The sequence below is a fragment of the Streptomyces sp. NPDC046887 genome (assembly GCF_040644755.1).
Classification (GTDB): domain Bacteria; phylum Actinomycetota; class Actinomycetes; order Streptomycetales; family Streptomycetaceae; genus Streptomyces; species Streptomyces lichenis.
Map to the genome: position 1 here is coordinate 1 of NZ_JBEYXH010000008.1, position 16,712 is coordinate 16,712.

Below are 16,712 nucleotides of genomic sequence, written 5' to 3' on the forward strand. Positions count from 1 at the left end.
AGGCCCGGCTGCTGCGGCGGTTCGCCGCCGAGGCGGGGGTGCCGCTGGCCCAGACGGTGGAGTGCCGCCCCCACCCGTATGCCCCACTCGGGTGCCCTTTTCGGCCGCTGCTCGGTGGCCGCTCGGGCGCCGGGTGGACCCTCCGGGGCCATCTGGAAAGATGGGGGCGACGATGACGTCGCCCCCAGGTCAGGGACACCAACGCAACACCACCCGCGGATCACAAGGAGCGGACCATGCCCATCGCAACCCCCGAGATCTACAACGAGATGCTCGACCGGGCGAAGGCAGGCAAGTTCGCCTACCCGGCCATCAACGTCACCTCGTCGCAGACCTTGCATGCCGCGCTGCGCGGTTTCGCGGAGGCCGAGAGCGACGGCATCATCCAGATCTCGACCGGTGGTGCGGAGTTCCTGGGCGGTCAGCACAGCAAGGACATGGTCACCGGCGCGGTCGCGCTGGCCGAGTTCGCGCACATCGTCGCCAAGAAGTACGACATCACCGTGGCGCTGCACACCGACCACTGCCCCAAGGACAAGCTGGACGGCTATGTGCGCCCGCTGATCGAGGTCTCCGCCGAGCGGGTGGCCCGCGGTGAGAACCCGCTCTTCCAGTCGCACATGTGGGACGGCTCCGCCGAGACCCTCGCCGACAACCTGAGCATCGGCCAGGAGCTGCTGGCCAAGGCCGCCGCCGCCAAGATCATCCTTGAGGTCGAGATCACCCCGACCGGTGGCGAGGAGGACGGCGTCACCCACGAGATCAACGACGAGCTGTACACCACCGTCGAGGACGCCATCCGCACCGCCGAGGCGCTCGGCCTGGGCGAGAAGGGCCGCTACCTGCTGGCCGCCTCCTTCGGCAATGTGCACGGCGTCTACAAGCCGGGCAACGTGGTGCTCCGCCCCGAGCTGCTGAAGGACCTCCAGGAGGGTGTGGCCGCCAAGTACGGCAAGGCCAACCCGTTCGACTTCGTCTTCCACGGCGGCTCCGGCTCCACCGCCGAGGAGATCACCACCGCGCTGGAGAACGGCGTGGTGAAGATGAACCTGGACACCGACACCCAGTACGCCTTCACCCGCCCGGTCGCGGCCCATATGTTCCGGAACTACGACGGCGTGCTGAAGGTGGACGGCGAGGTCGGCAACAAGAAGACCTACGACCCGCGCACCTGGGGCAAGCTGGCCGAGGAGTCCATGGCCAAGCGGGTCGCCGAGGCCTGCGCCGCGCTGCGCTCCACCGGCACCAAGCTGAAGTAACACCCGTAGCACCCGTAGCACCCGCAGGACCCCGGGCACGGGCCCGGCACCGATGGACAACGGTGCCGGGCCCGTGGCGTAGGCGGATGCGGTGCCGGGCCTGCGGCCTTTCCGCGTGCGGGCTGGTGGCGGGCGCCGGGTGGCGGTGGGTGACACTGGGGGCATGGCCATCCACGAGAACCTGCTGGGGGGACCTCCCCCCACCCGTCTGCCCGACGATCCCGAGCCGCGTGAGCTGCTGGCCGCCGGCACCGCCCCCTCGGACGTCGCGGCGAAGTACCCCGCCTCCTCACTCGCCTGGGCGCAGCTCGCCGACGACGCCTTCGAGGGCGGCCGGGTCGTCGAGTCGTACGCCTACGCCCGGACGGGCTACCACCGGGGCCTGGACTCCCTGCGGCGCAGCGGCTGGAAGGGCCATGGCCCGGTGCCCTGGGAGCATGAGCCGAACCGCGGCTTCCTGCGGGCCCTGCACGCCCTGGCCCGGGCCGCCGGCGCCATCGGGGAGCAGGAGGAGTTCGAGCGCTGCTCGCAGTTCCTGCGGGACTCCTCGCCGCTCGCCGCCGACACCCTGAGCTGAGTGCGGGGGACTGCGGGGGACTCCCTGAGCTGAGGGCTGGGGACGGTGTACGAAGCCCCGGGTGCGATCGCGCGCCCGGGGCTTCGCGCGTTCCGGCTCGTGCCCCGGCTCGCACACACGGTCGGGCGAACCGTGTCATGATGCGATCGGGGCCGCCGTTAGCACCGAGGGTGGCGGGGCCCCGAGGGGACCGGGGCTCTCCAGTCGACTGGACGGAGCGGACCGCTACCCGGTAGCACGCATTGATGGAGACAGCGATGTCTACTGCCCCCGATGCCGCAGCGGCCGGTTCGGACACCCCGAACCTGGACTTCGCCGGCACCACGCCGTACGAGGACTACGTCCAGGCGGACGTCCTCACCCACCTCCAGCATCCGCTCTCGGACGACCCGGGCGAGATGGTCTTCCTGGTGACGACCCAGGTCATGGAGTTGTGGTTCACCGTCATCGTCCACGAGTGGGAGACCGCGAGCCGCGCGCTGCGCGAGGACCGGATCCCGGTGGCGCGGGACGCGCTGAAGCGGTCGGTGCGCGAGCTGGAGGCGCTGAACGCCTCCTGGACCCCGCTCGGCCAGCTCACCCCCGCGCAGTTCAACTCCTACCGGGCCGCGCTGGGCGAGGGCTCCGGCTTCCAGTCCGCGATGTACCGGCGGATGGAGTTCCTGCTCGGCGACAAGTCGGCGTCCATGCTGGTGCCGCACCGGGGCGCGCCCCGGGTCCACGCCGAGCTGGAGAAGGCCCTGCAGGAGCCCAGCCTGTACGACGAGGCGCTGCGGCTGCTGGCCCGGCGCGGGCTGCCGGTGCCGCGCGAGGTGCTGGAGCGCGACCTCTCCCAGCGGTACGAGCCGTCCCCGGCCGTGGAGGAGATCTGGGCCGGGATCTACGCCGACCCGGACCAGAACGGCGAGCTGATCCGGCTCGGCGAGGCGCTCACCGATGTCGGCGAGCTGGTCTGGCGGTGGCGCAACGACCATCTGATGGCCACCCGCCGGGCGATGGGCTCCAAGACCGGCACCGGCGGCTCGGCGGGCGTGGCCTGGCTGGAGAAGCGCGCCCGGAAGAACGTCTTCCCCGAGCTGTGGACGGCGCGCAGCCATGTCTGAGACCGTCGAGAGCTCTGAGAGCCACGCGGCCCGGGAGCTGGACGCGGTCGATCCGCTCGCCGGGCACCGCAAGCTGTTCGCGCTGGACGAGGAGACCGTCTATCTGGACGGCAACTCGCTGGGGGCGCTGCCCGCGCACGTACCCGCCCGGATGGCCGAGGTGATCGGCCGGGAGTGGGGCGAGCTGCGGATCCGCTCCTGGGACGAGAGCGGCTGGTGGACCGCGCCGGAGCGGATCGGCGACCGTATCGCCCCGCTGGTCGGCGCCGCGCCGGGACAGATCGTGGTCGGCGACTCCACCAGCGTCAACGTCTTCAAGGCGGTCGTGGCGGCGGTCCGGCTGGCGGGGGAGGGGCGGGACGAGATCCTGGTCGACGCCACCACCTTCCCGACCGACGGCTACCTCGCCGCGTCCGCCGCCCGGCTCACCGGGAAGCGGCTGGTCCCGGTGGCTCCGGGCGAGGCGGCCTCGGCGGTGGGGCCGCGTACGGCGGCGGTGCTGCTCAACCACGTCGACTACCGGACCGGCCGGCTGCACGACCTGCCGGGCATCACGGCCGCCGTCCGGGCCGCCGGGGCGCTGGCGATCTGGGACCTGTGCCACAGCGCCGGGGCGCTGCCGGTCGGGCTGGACGCGCACGGCGTGGACCTGGCGGTGGGCTGCACCTACAAGTACCTCAACGGCGGGCCGGGCGCCCCGGCCTTCCTGTATGTGGCCGAGCGCCACCAGGCGGCCTTCGACTCGCCGCTGCCCGGCTGGACCTCGCACGCCGACCCGTTCGGGATGACCCCCGAGTACGCGGCGGCGGACGGCGCGGTACGCGGCCGGGTCGGCACCCCCGACATCCTCTCGATGCTGGCGCTGGAAGCGGCGCTGGACGTCTGGGACGGGGTCGCGGTGGAGGCGGTACGGGCCAAGAGCCTGGCGCTGACGGACTTCTTCCTGGAGTGCGTCGCCGCGTACGTTCCGGCGGGCCGGGTCGTCCCGGTCACCCCCGAGGTCCACGCCGAGCGCGGCAGCCAGGTCTCGCTGAGCTGCCCGGAGGCGCCGGAGGTGATGCGGCGGCTGATCGACCGCGGTGTGGTGGGCGACCTGCGCCGCCCGGATGTGCTGCGGTTCGGCTTCACCCCGCTGTACGTGGGCTTCGCGGACGCCGAGCGGGCGGCGCGGACCCTCGCCGAGGTGCTGGCGGAGGTCCCGGCCGGGGCCGGGGCGGCGGCCAGAGTGACGGCCGGGGGCGCCTCGTAGGCACCCGATAACGGCGGACTCCCGCCCGAGGCCCGGACCGCGCGGCAGACGCAGCGGTCCGGGCCTCCGGGTGTGAGGAGGGCCGTGGGGGCCGGCGGTCCGGGCTTGCGGGGTGCCCGGAGCGGGCGTGGGGGCGAGTGGCCCGGGCCTCCGGGTGTGGGGAGGGCCCTTGTCTCGACGGCCCACGGGCCTCCGCCCCTGTCCCGACGGTCTACGGTCCTCCGCCCCAGCGCGCCGGCCCCAGCGCACCGGCGGCTCGCGGCCGCAGGGCCCGCACTCGCGGTGGCTCTCCGCCCCAGCGCACCAGTGGCTCGCCCCTGGGGGCCCGCACCCGCGATGCCTTCCGCCCCAGTACACCGGCAGCAGTGCACCGGTGGCAGCGCACCGGCGGCTCGCGCCCCCGGGGCCCGCATCCTCCGTGCACCGTTGGCCGTCCTCGTAACCGGTCCGCCCTGGTACCGTCCCCGCAGCCCAGGCCGGTCCGGCCCGTCACCGAAAGGCTCCGCCGCATGCCCGATGCCGCCGCCCGTGAGGCCGCCGTCCCTGAGGTCGCCGTCCGCGAGGTCGCCGCCCGTGAGGTCGCCCGCGATGCCGCCGCCCGCGATGCCGCTGAGGAGGCGTCGGCCTTCTCGCACCCGGTCGTCGCCCCGGACTCCACCGCCGCGTACGGCGACCACCCCGACCAGGTCGTGGACTTCTACGCGCCCGGGGGCGGCGGGCCCGGCGGCCGGGCGCCGCTCGTCGCGGTGGTGCACGGCGGTGCCTGGCGGGCCCGTTACGACCGCCGGCACATCACCCCGTTCGCGGACTTCCTGGCCCGGCGCGGGTTCGCCGTCGCCACCGTCGAGTACCGGCGGGGCGGCGCCGAGGGCGAGACGGCGACGGACGGCGAACCGCTCGCGGGGCGCTGGCCGGAGACCTTCGACGACACGGCCGCCGCGCTGGACGCGCTGCCCGGCCTCGCCGAGCGGCATCTGCCCGACGCCGATCCGCGGCGGCTGGTGCTCACCGGCCACTCGGCGGGCGGGCACCTGGTGCTGTGGGCGGCCGCCCGGCACGTACTACCGCCCGGCTCCCCGTGGCGGCTGCCGGCGCCGCCCGCACTGCGCGGGGTGGTCGCCCTCGCGCCGCTCGCGCACCTCGCCCGCGCCGCCGAGCTGGAGCTGTGCGGGGGAGCGGTGCGGCAGCTCCTCGGCACGGGCGGCCTCTTCGAGGAGCGGGCCGCGCACGCCGACCCGGCCGCCCTGCTGCCGACCGGCATCGCCACCACCCTGGTCCAGGGCCGCGCGGACACCGTCGTCCCGGCCGAGATCGCCGAGGCCTACGCGGACGCGGCGGCCATGGCGGGTGAGAGCACCGGTCTCACGCTGCTGGACGGCGTGGGCCACTTTCCGCTGATCGACCCGGCCGCGGACGCCTGCGCGGTGGTCGCCGAGGAGATCGCCCAGCTCGCCTGGTGAGGACGGGTCCCCTGGTGAGGACGGATCGCAGGGTGAGCACCGACTCGGCTGGTGAGCACCGACTCGGCCGGCCCTTTCAGGACCGGAGCTGACCGCAAGTCTCCGTAGCTTTCCCGGTATGACGAATCTCGTAGCCGGAGCAACCGGAACCGTCGGCCGTCAGGTCGTCCTCGAACTGCTGCGCCTCGGTCAGCCCGTCCGGGCGCTCACCCGCGACCCCGGCAAGGCCGACTTCCCCGAGGGCGTCGAGGTCGTCCGGGGCGACCTCAACGACCCGGACTCGCTGGCCGGCCCGCTCACCGGGGCGACCGGGCTGCATCTGATCACCTTTGGGGACGCCTACTTCTCCCCGCTGACGACCGGCCCGCGCATCCTGGAGCTGGCCCGGGAGGCCGGGGTGCGCCGGATCACCGTCCTCCACGGCGGCGGCGACACCCCGCTGGAGCAGGCGGTGCGCGAGGGCGCCGGGGCGGCCGGGATCGCCTGGACCGTGGCCATGCCGGTGGAGTTCATGGCCAACGCCCTGGAGTGGGCGGAGCCGGTCCGCACCACCGGTGAGGTGCGCGAGCCGTTCACCGGCCGGCTCAGCGCGATGGTCCACGAGGCCGACATCGGCGCGGTGATCGCCGCCGCGCTCACCCGGGACGGCCACGACGGGCGGTCGTACCTGATCACCGGGCCGCAGGCGCTCACCGTCCAGGACAAGGTGGACCTCCTCGGTGCGGCGCGCGGCCGGGCGATCGGGCTGGTGGAGCTGACCCCCGAGCAGGCCGAGGCGCGGTGGCGGGCGGCCGGTCACGGCCAGGAGGTCATCGACTTCCTGCTGGGCGTGTACGGGGACACCCCGGCGGAGGGCCGCACCCCCAACGACACCGTGCTGAAGGTCACCGGCCGGCCCCCGCGCACCTTCGCCCGGTGGGCCGCCGAGCACGCCGGGGCCTTCACCGCGTAGTACCTGGTCACCGAGTAGTACCTGGGACGGACGCGGAAGGATCCGTATCCAAGGTGACGACCGCGTCCTCGTCCCGGCTTACCGTTTTCGTTGTGACCGACACCAAGACCAGAAGCCCCGAGTACGTCATGGCGCAGGGCCTGCTCCAGGGCCTGCGCCAGGAGCTCCTCCAGGACGTCCTCGACTACCGGCTGCTTCCCCGGATGCGCACCGACGGCCCGGTGACCCGCCGCCTGCCGGTGCGGATACGCGCCTACGCCGGCTATCTGCCGCACGCCGTCATCATCGCCGCGGCGTTCTGGCTGGCGGTCTTCGCCTGGAGCACCGGCGCCGGGCTGGGCGGGGTGGTGCCCGCCGCCGCGATCGCCCTCACCCTGGTCCGGCCGGTCGCCGCGTTCTGGCTGTCGATGCTCTCCGCCCCGTTCGTCCTCGTACTGGGCCAGGGGTACTGGGACGACTGGCCCTGGGCGCCCGCCTCCTTCGTCGCCCATCTGATGGTCCTGGTGGTCGCCGCCGCGCGGACCCGGCCCCGGGCGGCCGCCTGGATGTGGGTGATCACCGCCCTCTACGGCCCGGTCGCCCACTTCGTCTTCGGCCGGGGGATCACCTCCAACGCCTTCGCGATGACCGCCCTCTCCGCCTTCTTCCTGCTGGTCGTCGCCCTGCTCCAGGTACGCCGCCAGGCCACCCAGGAGGTCACCGCCGAGCGGACCGTCACCCAGCAGGAGCGCTCCCGCCGGACCCTGCTGGAGGAGCGCACCACCATCGCCCGCGAGCTGCACGACGTGGTGGCCCACCACATGTCGGTGGTCGCCATCCAGGCCGAGGCCGCGCCCTACCGGGTGGAGAACCCTCCGCCCGAGCTGGAGCAGGCCTTCGCCACCATCCGGGAGAACGCGGTCTCCGCCCTCACCGAGCTGCGCCGCATCCTCGGTGTGGTCCGCGCCGAGGACTACCAGGCCCCCGAGGCCCCGCAGCCGACCCTCGCCGACCTCGACGGGCTGCTGTCCAACGTCCGCGACGCCGGGCTGAGCGTGGAGGCCGCGGTCACCGGGGCGCGGCGGGAGCTGCCGCAGGGCGTGGAGCTCTCCGCGTACCGGATCGTGCAGGAGGCGCTGAGCAACGCGCTGCGCCACGCACCGGGGGCCGAGGCCCGGGTGGAGGTGTCCTACGTCCTGGGCGGGCTGGGGCTGCGGGTGGTCAACGGGCCGCCGCGCGGACTGGTCAAGCCCTCGCCGGGCGCCGGGCACGGCATCACCGGGATGCGGGAGCGGGTGGCGATGCTGGACGGCGAGATGACGGCCGGTCCGACCGAGGAGGGCGGTTACGAGGTGGCCGCCTGGCTCCCCGTACCGGCCGTGCCGACCCCCCGGGACGACCGGGCCGACCGCGCCGAGGAGCTGTCATGACCATCCGAGTGCTGATCGTGGACGACCAGGTGATGGTCCGGGAGGGCTTCTCCGTCCTGCTGAACGCCATGCCGGACATCGAGGTCGCCGGGGAGGCCGTCAACGGGCGGGAGGCGGTCACCCAGACCGCCGCGCTGAGACCGGACGTGGTCCTCATGGACATCCGGATGCCGGAGATGAACGGCATCGACGCCACCCGGGAGATCATCGCGGCGGACGGCGACGCCAAGGTGCTGGTGCTCACCACCTTCGACCTGGACGAGTACGTGTACCAGGCGCTGCGCGCCGGGGCCTCCGGGTTCCTCCTCAAGGACGCCTCGGCCCGGCAGCTGGCGGAGGGCGTGCGGGTGGTCGCCGAAGGCGAGGCGCTGCTCGCCCCGACCGTCACCCGGCGGCTGATCACCGAGTTCGCCAAGTCGGTCGAACCGTCCCGCCCGGCCGCCCAGGCCCAGATAGGGGACCTGACCGAGCGCGAGACGGAGGTCCTGGTGCTGATCGCCCAGGGACTCTCCAACGGGGAGATCGCCTCCCGGCTGGTGGTGGCCGAGTCGACCATCAAGACCCATGTCAGCCGCATCCTGGTCAAGCTCGGCCTGCGCGACCGCACCCAGGCGGCGGTCTTCGCCTACGAGGCCCGCCTGGTCACCCCGGGCTGAGCCCTGATGGCGATGGCGAGCCCGGCTGGTCACTCGGGCTGGGTGGGCCCCCCGTCCGCCGCTCTGGTGGCGGGCCCGCCCCTCTCGGCCGGCCCGGCCCGGTCTGCCGGCTCCGGCTGGTCACCCCGGGGTGAGCGCCCATGGCGAGGCTGGTGGCGACGGCGTGGGCGGGCCCGCCTGGCCACCCCGGGCTGAGCGGGCCCCCGGCCGCTCCGGCGGCGGGCCCGACCAGGTCAACCGGCCCCGCCTGGCCATCCCGTGGTGAGCGGGCGCCTCCCGCCGCTCAGGTGACGGGCCCGCTCTGGTGGCGGGTCCGCCCCTTTCGGCCGCCCCGGGGGACGGCCTATCGTCCGCTGATGGACTTCGACCCGTGGTCACCCGCGTTCCTCGCCGACCCGTACCCGGCCTACGCCGAGCTGCGCGCCCGGGGCCGGGTGCACTGGTTCGAGCCGTCCCGCCAGTACCTCGTCCCGCACCACGCGGACGTCTCGGCGCTGCTGCGCGACCGCCGCCTTGGCCGCACCTATCTGCACCGCTTCACCCACGAGGAGTTCGGCCGCACCCCGCCGCCCGCCGTGCACGAGCCGTTCACCGTGCTCAACGGCAACGGGCTGCTGGACCTGGAGGCCCCGGACCACACCCGCATCCGGCGCCTGGTGGCCAAGGCGTTCACCCCGCGCACCGTCGAGCGGCTGGAGCCGGTGGTACGGCGGCTGGCCGCGGAGCTGGTCGACGGGCTCCTCGCGGACGGCGGCGGGGACCTGCTCTCCACCGTCGCCGAACCCCTCCCGGTCGCCGTGATCGCCGAGATGCTCGGCATCCCCGCCGCCGACCGCGCCCCTCTGCGCCCCTGGTCGGCGGCGATCTGCGGGATGTACGAGCTCAACCCGGACGAGCAAACCGCGCGCCGGGCGGTCACCGCCTCCGAGGAGTTCTCGGCGTATCTACGGGAACTGATCGCCGTACGCCGCAAGGCCCCCGGCGACGACCTGATCAGCGCCCTGATCGCGGCCCACGACGAGGGCGACCGGCTCAGCGAGCAGGAGATGGTCTCCACCTGCGTCCTGCTGCTGAACGCCGGCCACGAGGCCACCGTCAACACCACCGCGAACGGCTGGTGGGCCCTGTTCCGCCACCCCGAGCAACTCGCCGCCCTGCGCGAGGGCCGGGTCGCGCTGGACACGGCCGTCGAGGAGCTGCTGCGCTACGCCACCCCGCTCCAGCTCTTCGAACGGTGGGTGCTGGACGAGATCGAGATCGACGGCACCGTCATCCCGCGCGGCTCCGAGGTGGCGCTGCTCTTCGGCTCCGCCAACCGCGACCCGGCCCGCTTCACCGACCCGGAGCGCCTGGACCTCGCCCGCGCCGACAACCCGCATGTCTCCTTCGGCGCCGGCATCCACTACTGCCTGGGCGCCCCGCTGGCCCGGCTGGAGCTGACCGCCTCCTTCGCGGAGCTGCTGCGCCGCGCCCCCGGGCTGCGACTGGTGGCGGAGCCGACCTGGCAGCCGGGGTTCGTGATCCGGGGGCTGGAGGCGCTGATGGTGGAGGTCTGAGCGGCTCGGTGGGAAGGGGCGTGGCGGATCATCGCCATATCCCGCTATTCCGCTGACGCGGCGGTTCGGGTCGGTTACTGTGCGTATACAGAAAGTACGGGGGGCGGGTGCCGAGGACGGCACCGCGGCCGTACGCCCGCGGGGAGGGGCCGCACCATGCTGACCGAAGAACTGCTGACACTCGCCGCGGCGGCGGGCGCCGCGGTGGCGACCGCCGCCGGCACCGACGCCTGGGAAGGGCTGCGCACCCGCCTCGGCGGCTGGCTCGGCCGGGGTGACGCCCGAGGCGGGGAAGGCGCCCTCGCCGAGCTGGACGCCGGTGCCGCCGAGCTGCTGGCGGACGGCACGCCGACCCGCGCCGAGCTGGAGCGGTACGGGGCGGCCTGGCGGGACCGGGTCATCACCACCCTGGAGCGGCTGGACGGCCCGGAGCGCGAGGAGGCCGCCGCCGAGCTGCACCGGCTGGTGGAGCGGGAGCCGGCCGCGCGGGAGGTCCGCGGCGGTGACCAGCATGTCCAGGGCGGTATCCGGGTCCACGCCGAGCAGGGTTCACTCGCCGCCGCCCTGATCAACGGGGGCGTGAGCTTCAGCCCCCCTCCGCCGCCGGTCCGGCCCGAGGGCTAGCCGGACCGGCCCCCGGCGGCGCCCCCGCCGACCAGGCCCCCCAAGCGGTCCACGGACCGGAGGACGACGGGCACGGCGGCCGCCGTACGCCCGGCAGTGCGCATGCCTCCCAGGGCGGGTTGGCGGTCGGCTCCACCCACAACCTCTTCGTCCACGGCCCCGCGCCCGCGACGGGCCGCACCGTCGGCCCGCTGGCCACCGTGGTCTGCCTGCTGCTGGTCATCGGGCTCGCGGTCGGCGGCACGCTGTGGTGGCAGAGCCGGGACGGCGGCGTCCCCGCCCACTCCCGCCCCAGCGTGGACACCCGGCCCCGTCCGGCCCCGTCCGGGGCGCCTCCGGTGCTGGTCACCTCCGTCAGCGGCCCGGTCAGTGATCTGCCGGGCAAGGACTTCGCGCTGCCGGGCATCCTGCGGATGACCGACGCCGAGCTCGGGGACTTCAACTCCAAGGTCACACAGGACTCGGACGCCTACGACGACTGGCGTGAGCGGAACAAGGCGGTGGTGACCGGGGCCGGCACCATCACCGTCGCTCTCCGGGGGAACGCGGCCGAGCAGGTCCAGATCACGGACGTCAATGTGATCAAGAAGTGCGGGCCCCCCTTGGACGGCACGCACTTCGTCTACCGCTCGCAGGGCACCGGCGACACGGTGGCGCTCGGCTTCGACCTGGACGCGGCCGACCCGTATCCCCAACTGCGGGCCCACACCACCGGGGGCCTGAAATGGACAGAGCGCAACTACTTCGACGAGAAGACCCTGACCGTGAAGCCCGGTGAGCTGGAGAAGCTCTCCATCGGCGTCACCACCGTCCGCCACCACTGCTCGTTCAGCCTGGAGCTGGTGGTGGCCACCGCGGATGGCGTCCTCACCCAGCGGATCGACCACGCGGGCAAGCCCTTCCAGCTGACCGGCCCCGCCGACCCGGGCGGCCGCCCGCCCGCCGGCTATGGCGCGGCGTACGAGCAGCGCGTGGACGGCTGGCACCGGGTGGACCCCCGGTCCGCGACCGGATCCGGGCCCACGACCGGGGCGGGCTCACGACCGGGCCGAAGGGGATCACCGTGAGCGGGGCGGGCTCATGACCGGGGCGAAAGGGATCACCACGACCGGGGCGGGCTCACGACCGGGCCGAAGGGGATCACCGTGAGCGGGGCGGGCTCATGACCGGGGCGAAAGGGATCACCATGACCGGGGCGGGCTCATGATCGAGATGAGGGGGATCGCCGTGATCGGGGCGGGCTCATGACCGGGGCGAAGGGGATCACCGTCGGGCGGCTCGCCGTCCTCGTCGCCCTCGCCGTGGTGCTGGCCGTCGCCGCGACGCTGCTCGTCACCCGCGCCGGGAGCGACGGGGCCGGAGACGGCCGGGGCGGGAGCGGAGGCGACAGGGCAGGGCAGGGAGGGCCCGGCTCCGGCCGTCCCCCTCCCGCGTCCCAGTCCGCCGGGGCCTCGTATGCGTACACCACCGAGAAGGGGCTCGTCCTGATGCGCGAGGGCCGGCCGCCGGTCCGCGTCCCGCGCGTCTTCGACCTGGCCGACCCGCTGAACAACACGGTGGTGTGGACCCATGACGGCCGCCGGGTGGTGTTCCTCTCCGACGACGCGATGCTGGAGCAGCCCGAGGAGACCCGGCTGATCACCGTGGACGCCGGCACCGGCGGGATACGCCGGCTGCCCTGCCCCGGCTGCTACGACCTGGCGCCCGTGGGCGACCACGAGGTCGCCGTCCTCGGATGGCAGGACGGGGACACCCGCGCACTCCGCTTCGACCTCACCGACCCCGACCCCGACGCCACCGGTACCAGGATCACCACCCCGGCCGGCAACGGCAGCAGTTGGCAGATCCGCTTCCTCGGCGGCACCCGCGACCATCTGCTGACCGCCCAGTACACGATCACGGCGGACGGGGACACCGGCATGGACCTGCGGCTCCTCGACGCCGACGGCCGGGAGACCGCCGCCTACCGCCCGCCCTTCGATTCCAACGCGAACATGCCCGCCGCGCTCGCCACGGTCGGCGGCCGCGACCGGATAGCCGTCGCCGCCCGCAACAACCCCGGCGGCTGCGTCGCCCCGTTCCCGATCCATCCGCTCGGGCTCCGGGGCGAGGTGGGCGGCAGCGACCAGACGGCGGCCCTGCCCCCCGGCTATATCGCCGGTGTCACCGGCGGAATCGACGTACGAGATCTCTGGTGGGGCCCCGACCGGCATCTGTACGCCACCATCGCGGCCTGGACCTGCGACAACAGCCGGCGCACCGAGGACGACAAGAAGAAGCGGCACCGCCCGGCCACCCTGTTCCGGCTGGACGGCGACCGCTGGGTGAGCGCGGGCGACCAGCCGGCCACCGTGGTCCGCCCGCTGGACCGGGGCACCCGGATGGTGCTGACCATCCCGGACTGCGTCGGCCGGATCGACGCACTCGGTCCGGCCGACACCGTCACCTACTGCAACACCGGCACCCTCCACCGCGAACGCGGCGGCAAGCGCACCAAGGTGGCGGACGCCGTCCTCTCCCTCTCCGCCCCACCCCGCTGAGCCCTACGGGGCTGAGCTCTACGGGGCCGGGAGCTGGCTCCCCGCGGGCAGGGTCAGCGCCCACGCCGAGCGGCGCAGCGTCCAGGTCCGGGTCCACACCGGGCCGGTGACCTGCGCGGTGTCGGCACGGTAGCGGAAGGACGCACCCGAGACGGTGATCGCGGACGCCTCCCGCCGTATCGGGTCGGCACCGGCCCGTGGCCGTACCACCACCTCGGCGACGCCGTTACGGGACACCACCGTCACATCCTCCACCGGCGCGTCCAGGTCGCTCAGCAGCTGCCCGTCCGCCTCCACCCGCAGCCGGTGGGTACGGGCGGGGCGCACCGCCGCCCGGGGCGCGGCCGCGACCACCGGCGGCCGCACCAGGGTCCGTACCAGCGAGCGGCAGGTGTCCCACACCCCGCCCGCCGGGCCGGCCCCGTACGGCACCCCGTCCACGACCGCGGGCACTCCGGCCGCCCCGGCCGGGATCCGCAAACCCCGCAGCACCACCCCGCCGCTGTCGTCCACCAGCAGGTCCAGCCGCCGAGCCACCCCCTCCAGCACCGAGCGGGCCGCGGCCACCGCGCCCAGCGGCACCCCGAGCCCGCCCGCCAGCTGCACCGAGCCCGGCGGTCCCACCGGCACCACCGACAGGGGCGCGCCGTCCGCCAGCCCCCGGCCCCGGTGCAGGCGGTCCACCGCGCGCAGCAGCGCCCGGTCGTCCCCGACCACCACCGGCCGCCGCGAACCGCACCGGTCCAGCGCCCGGGCGAACTCCGCCGGGCCGTCCGGAAGGCTGATCCGCACATCGGCGCGGGCACACAGCACGTCCTTGGCGATGCGTACGGACTCACCGTCGCCACGGCGCGCGACCGGGTCGATGATGACCAGCAGCTGGTCGGGAGCCGACACGTCGGTCCTTCCTCGGGTAGCATCTTTGTGCAAGAGCCCCTTTGCGCGATTGCGCCCAGGGGCTTCGTCTATTCCGGGGCACCGGTTCGACGGCTCGGTTGGTGGCGTACACCGGCGTACGGCACACACGTACGGCGGATGCCGCCGCGCCCGCCACTTGGACATGCCCCGCCCGGAAGGGGTGTACGCCTGTGCCCGCACTTGTGCTGCTCGGTGCTCAGTGGGGTGACGAGGGCAAGGGGAAGGCCACCGACCTGCTCGGTGGCTCCGTCGACTACGTGGTCCGCTACCAGGGCGGCAACAACGCCGGCCACACCGTCATCGTCGGTGACCAGAAGTACGCGCTCCACCTGCTCCCCTCCGGCATCCTCTCGCCGGGCTGCACCCCGGTGATCGGCAACGGCGTCGTGGTCGACCCGGCGGTCCTGCTCTCCGAGCTGAGCGGACTGAACGAGCGCGGCATCGACACATCCAAGCTCATGATCAGCGGCAACGCCCATCTGATCACCCCGTACAACGTCACTCTCGACAAGACGACGGAACGATTCCTCGGCAAGCGGAAGATCGGCACCACCGGTCGCGGCATCGGCCCCACCTACGCCGACAAGATCAACCGCGTGGGCATCCGCGTCCAGGACCTCTACGACGAGTCGATCCTCGCCCAGAAGGTGGAGGCGGCGCTGGAGGGCAAGAACCAGCTGCTCGCCAAGGTCTACAACCGCCGCGCCATCGAGGCCGAGCGGATCGTGGAGGAGATGCTCGGGTACGCGGAGGAGCTGCGCCCCTACGTCGCCGACACCACCCTGATCCTGAACGACGCCATCGACGCGGGCAAGGTCGTCCTGTTCGAGGGCGGCCAGGGCACCCTGCTGGACGTGGACCACGGGACGTACCCCTTCGTCACCTCCTCCAACCCGACCGCCGGCGGCGCCTGCACCGGCGCGGGCGTCGGCCCGACGAAGATCAGCCGCGTGATCGGCATCCTCAAGGCGTACACCACCCGTGTGGGCGCCGGGCCGTTCCCGACCGAGCTGTTCGACCAGGACGGCGAGGACCTGCGCCGCATCGGCGGCGAGCGCGGCGTCACCACTGGCCGCGACCGCCGCTGCGGCTGGTTCGACGCGGTCATCGCCCGCTACGCCACCCGCGTCAACGGCCTGACCGACTTCTTCCTCACCAAGCTGGACGTGCTCACCGGCTGGGAGCGGATCCCGGTCTGCGTCGCCTACGAGATCGACGGCAAGCGCGTCGAGGAGCTGCCGTACTCGCAGTCCGACTTCCACCACGCGAAGCCGGTGTACGAGTACCTGCCGGGCTGGTCCGAGGACATCACCAAGGCCAAGACCTTCGCCGACCTGCCGAAGAACGCGCAGGCCTATGTGAAGGCCCTGGAGGAGATGTCCGGCGCCCCGATCTCCGCGATCGGCGTCGGCCCGGGCCGCACCGAGACGATCGAGATCAACTCCTTCCTCTAGGACGTGCGTTCGCCTGACGGCGGCCGGTGGGTGTGACGCCCACCGGCCGCCGTGGTGTGTCGGGGGGTGGGCATAGGGTGACGGCATGCCTGTGAGGAAGCCGTCCACCGAGCGGCAGCGCCGCCTGGGCACGGAGCTGCGCAGGATGCGCGAGCACGTGAACATGTCCATCAACGAGGCCGCCGCCCTGCACCGCACCGACCGGACGACGGTGAGCAACACCGAGGCGGCCCGCTCGGGCGTCAGCGCCGACCGGGTACGGGTCTGGGCGGCCAACTACTCCTGCCCGGACCAGGGGTTGATCGACGCGCTGGCCGAGATGGCCCGGGAGCGGTCGGGAGACTGGAACTGGTGGGACGACTTCCGGGACTCCATGTCCTCGTTCATGCTGGACCTGGCCGAGCTGGAGCACCACGCGGTGAGCCTGCGGCACGTCCAGATCACCAACCAGCCCGGTCTGTTGCAGCACGAGGACTATGCCCGGGCGGTTTTCGCCGAGGCCATCCCGCCGCCGACGGCTGAGGCCATAGCGACGCACGTGGAGTTCCGCATGCGCCGACGGGCGCTCCTGGAGCGCGCCGAGCCGCCGCGGTGCTCGTTCGTGCTCCATGAAGCGTCGCTGCGCATGCTCTTCGGCAACCGGACCGTGGCGCGACGCCAGTTGGATCACCTGCTGACCTACTCGGAGCACCCGGCGGTGACCCTTACGGTCGTGCCGTTCTCGGCCGGAGCGTTTCCCAGCGCGGCGAGTTCGACCCTGTACGCGCACGGGCCCGTGGCTCAGCTCGACACCGTGCAGATCGATGTGCCCAGCGGGCTGATGTTCCTGGACTCCGCGACCCACCTCGCCAACTACCATGCTGCCGTTGGCCGCATGGAGTGGCGGGCTCTCACCCCGGAGCTGTCGCGGGACTTCGTCCGGCAGGTGCAGAAGGAACTATGAGAGCGATGAGGA

At 73.5% G+C, this 16,712-nt stretch carries 15 protein-coding genes; 14 read left to right on the forward strand and 1 reads right to left on the reverse strand.

The annotated features are described in order from the left end of the window. Positions 1-236 precede the first annotated feature (236 nt). From fbaA to ABZ945_RS10610, 12 genes are all read left to right on the forward strand, one after another. Positions 237-1,259 (forward strand): class II fructose-bisphosphate aldolase, encoded by a 1,023-nt coding sequence (fbaA, locus tag ABZ945_RS10555; protein ID WP_361266780.1) that lies wholly within the window; start codon positions 237-239, stop codon positions 1,257-1,259. Between the two features lie 163 nt (positions 1,260-1,422). Further along, a complete protein-coding gene (locus ABZ945_RS10560) occupies positions 1,423-1,836 on the forward strand; it encodes a DUF3151 domain-containing protein (RefSeq protein ID WP_361266782.1) in 414 nt (137 codons plus the stop codon). A 257-nt stretch (positions 1,837-2,093) separates the two neighbouring features. Beyond that, positions 2,094-2,939, forward strand: coding sequence for a tryptophan 2,3-dioxygenase (locus tag ABZ945_RS10565; RefSeq protein WP_361266784.1), 846 nt, complete (start codon positions 2,094-2,096; stop codon positions 2,937-2,939). Then, positions 2,932-4,188: a kynureninase gene (gene kynU / locus ABZ945_RS10570; protein WP_361266786.1), complete on the forward strand. Its 1,257-nt coding sequence runs from the start codon at positions 2,932-2,934 to the stop codon at positions 4,186-4,188. The genes ABZ945_RS10565 and kynU overlap by 8 nt, the downstream gene beginning before the upstream one ends. A gap of 509 nt (positions 4,189-4,697) precedes the next feature. Then, positions 4,698-5,648, forward strand: coding sequence for an alpha/beta hydrolase (locus ABZ945_RS10575; protein WP_361266788.1), 951 nt, complete (start codon positions 4,698-4,700; stop codon positions 5,646-5,648). A gap of 118 nt (positions 5,649-5,766) precedes the next feature. Next, positions 5,767-6,600 (forward strand): NAD(P)H-binding protein, encoded by an 834-nt coding sequence (locus ABZ945_RS10580; RefSeq protein ID WP_361266790.1) that lies wholly within the window; start codon positions 5,767-5,769, stop codon positions 6,598-6,600. A 128-nt stretch (positions 6,601-6,728) separates the two neighbouring features. Continuing rightward, entirely contained in the window at positions 6,729-8,009 is a 1,281-nt protein-coding gene (locus ABZ945_RS10585; protein WP_361267115.1) for a histidine kinase, read from the forward strand. Continuing rightward, positions 8,006-8,665, forward strand: a complete 660-nt coding sequence (locus ABZ945_RS10590; RefSeq protein ID WP_361266792.1) for a response regulator transcription factor — start codon at positions 8,006-8,008, stop codon at positions 8,663-8,665. The genes ABZ945_RS10585 and ABZ945_RS10590 overlap by 4 nt, the downstream gene beginning before the upstream one ends. Before the next feature lie 356 nt (positions 8,666-9,021). Further along, on the forward strand, positions 9,022-10,221 hold the full coding sequence (locus ABZ945_RS10595) for a cytochrome P450 (RefSeq protein WP_361266794.1): 1,200 nt from the start codon (positions 9,022-9,024) through the stop codon (positions 10,219-10,221). A 156-nt stretch (positions 10,222-10,377) separates the two neighbouring features. Beyond that, a complete protein-coding gene (locus tag ABZ945_RS10600; RefSeq protein ID WP_361266796.1) occupies positions 10,378-10,845 on the forward strand; it encodes a hypothetical protein in 468 nt (155 codons plus the stop codon). Positions 10,846-10,964: 119 nt separating this feature from the next. Continuing rightward, entirely contained in the window at positions 10,965-11,912 is a 948-nt protein-coding gene (locus ABZ945_RS10605; protein ID WP_361266798.1) for a hypothetical protein, read from the forward strand. A gap of 177 nt (positions 11,913-12,089) precedes the next feature. Beyond that, entirely contained in the window at positions 12,090-13,385 is a 1,296-nt protein-coding gene (locus tag ABZ945_RS10610; RefSeq protein WP_361266800.1) for a hypothetical protein, read from the forward strand. An 18-nt stretch (positions 13,386-13,403) separates the two neighbouring features. Here the strand turns inward: ABZ945_RS10610 and ABZ945_RS10615 are convergent, their stop codons facing one another. Next, positions 13,404-14,282, reverse strand: coding sequence for a diacylglycerol kinase (locus ABZ945_RS10615; protein WP_361266802.1), 879 nt, complete (start codon positions 14,280-14,282; stop codon positions 13,404-13,406). Between the two features lie 191 nt (positions 14,283-14,473). On the opposite strand from ABZ945_RS10615, the gene ABZ945_RS10620 reads away from it, so the two are divergent. Both ABZ945_RS10620 and ABZ945_RS10625 read left to right on the forward strand, forming a co-directional pair. Next, positions 14,474-15,757, forward strand: coding sequence for an adenylosuccinate synthase (locus ABZ945_RS10620; RefSeq protein WP_361266804.1), 1,284 nt, complete (start codon positions 14,474-14,476; stop codon positions 15,755-15,757). Between the two features lie 85 nt (positions 15,758-15,842). Next, complete coding sequence (locus tag ABZ945_RS10625) at positions 15,843-16,700, forward strand: DUF5753 domain-containing protein (protein WP_361266806.1); 858 nt, start codon at positions 15,843-15,845, stop codon at positions 16,698-16,700. Positions 16,701-16,712 lie beyond the last annotated feature (12 nt).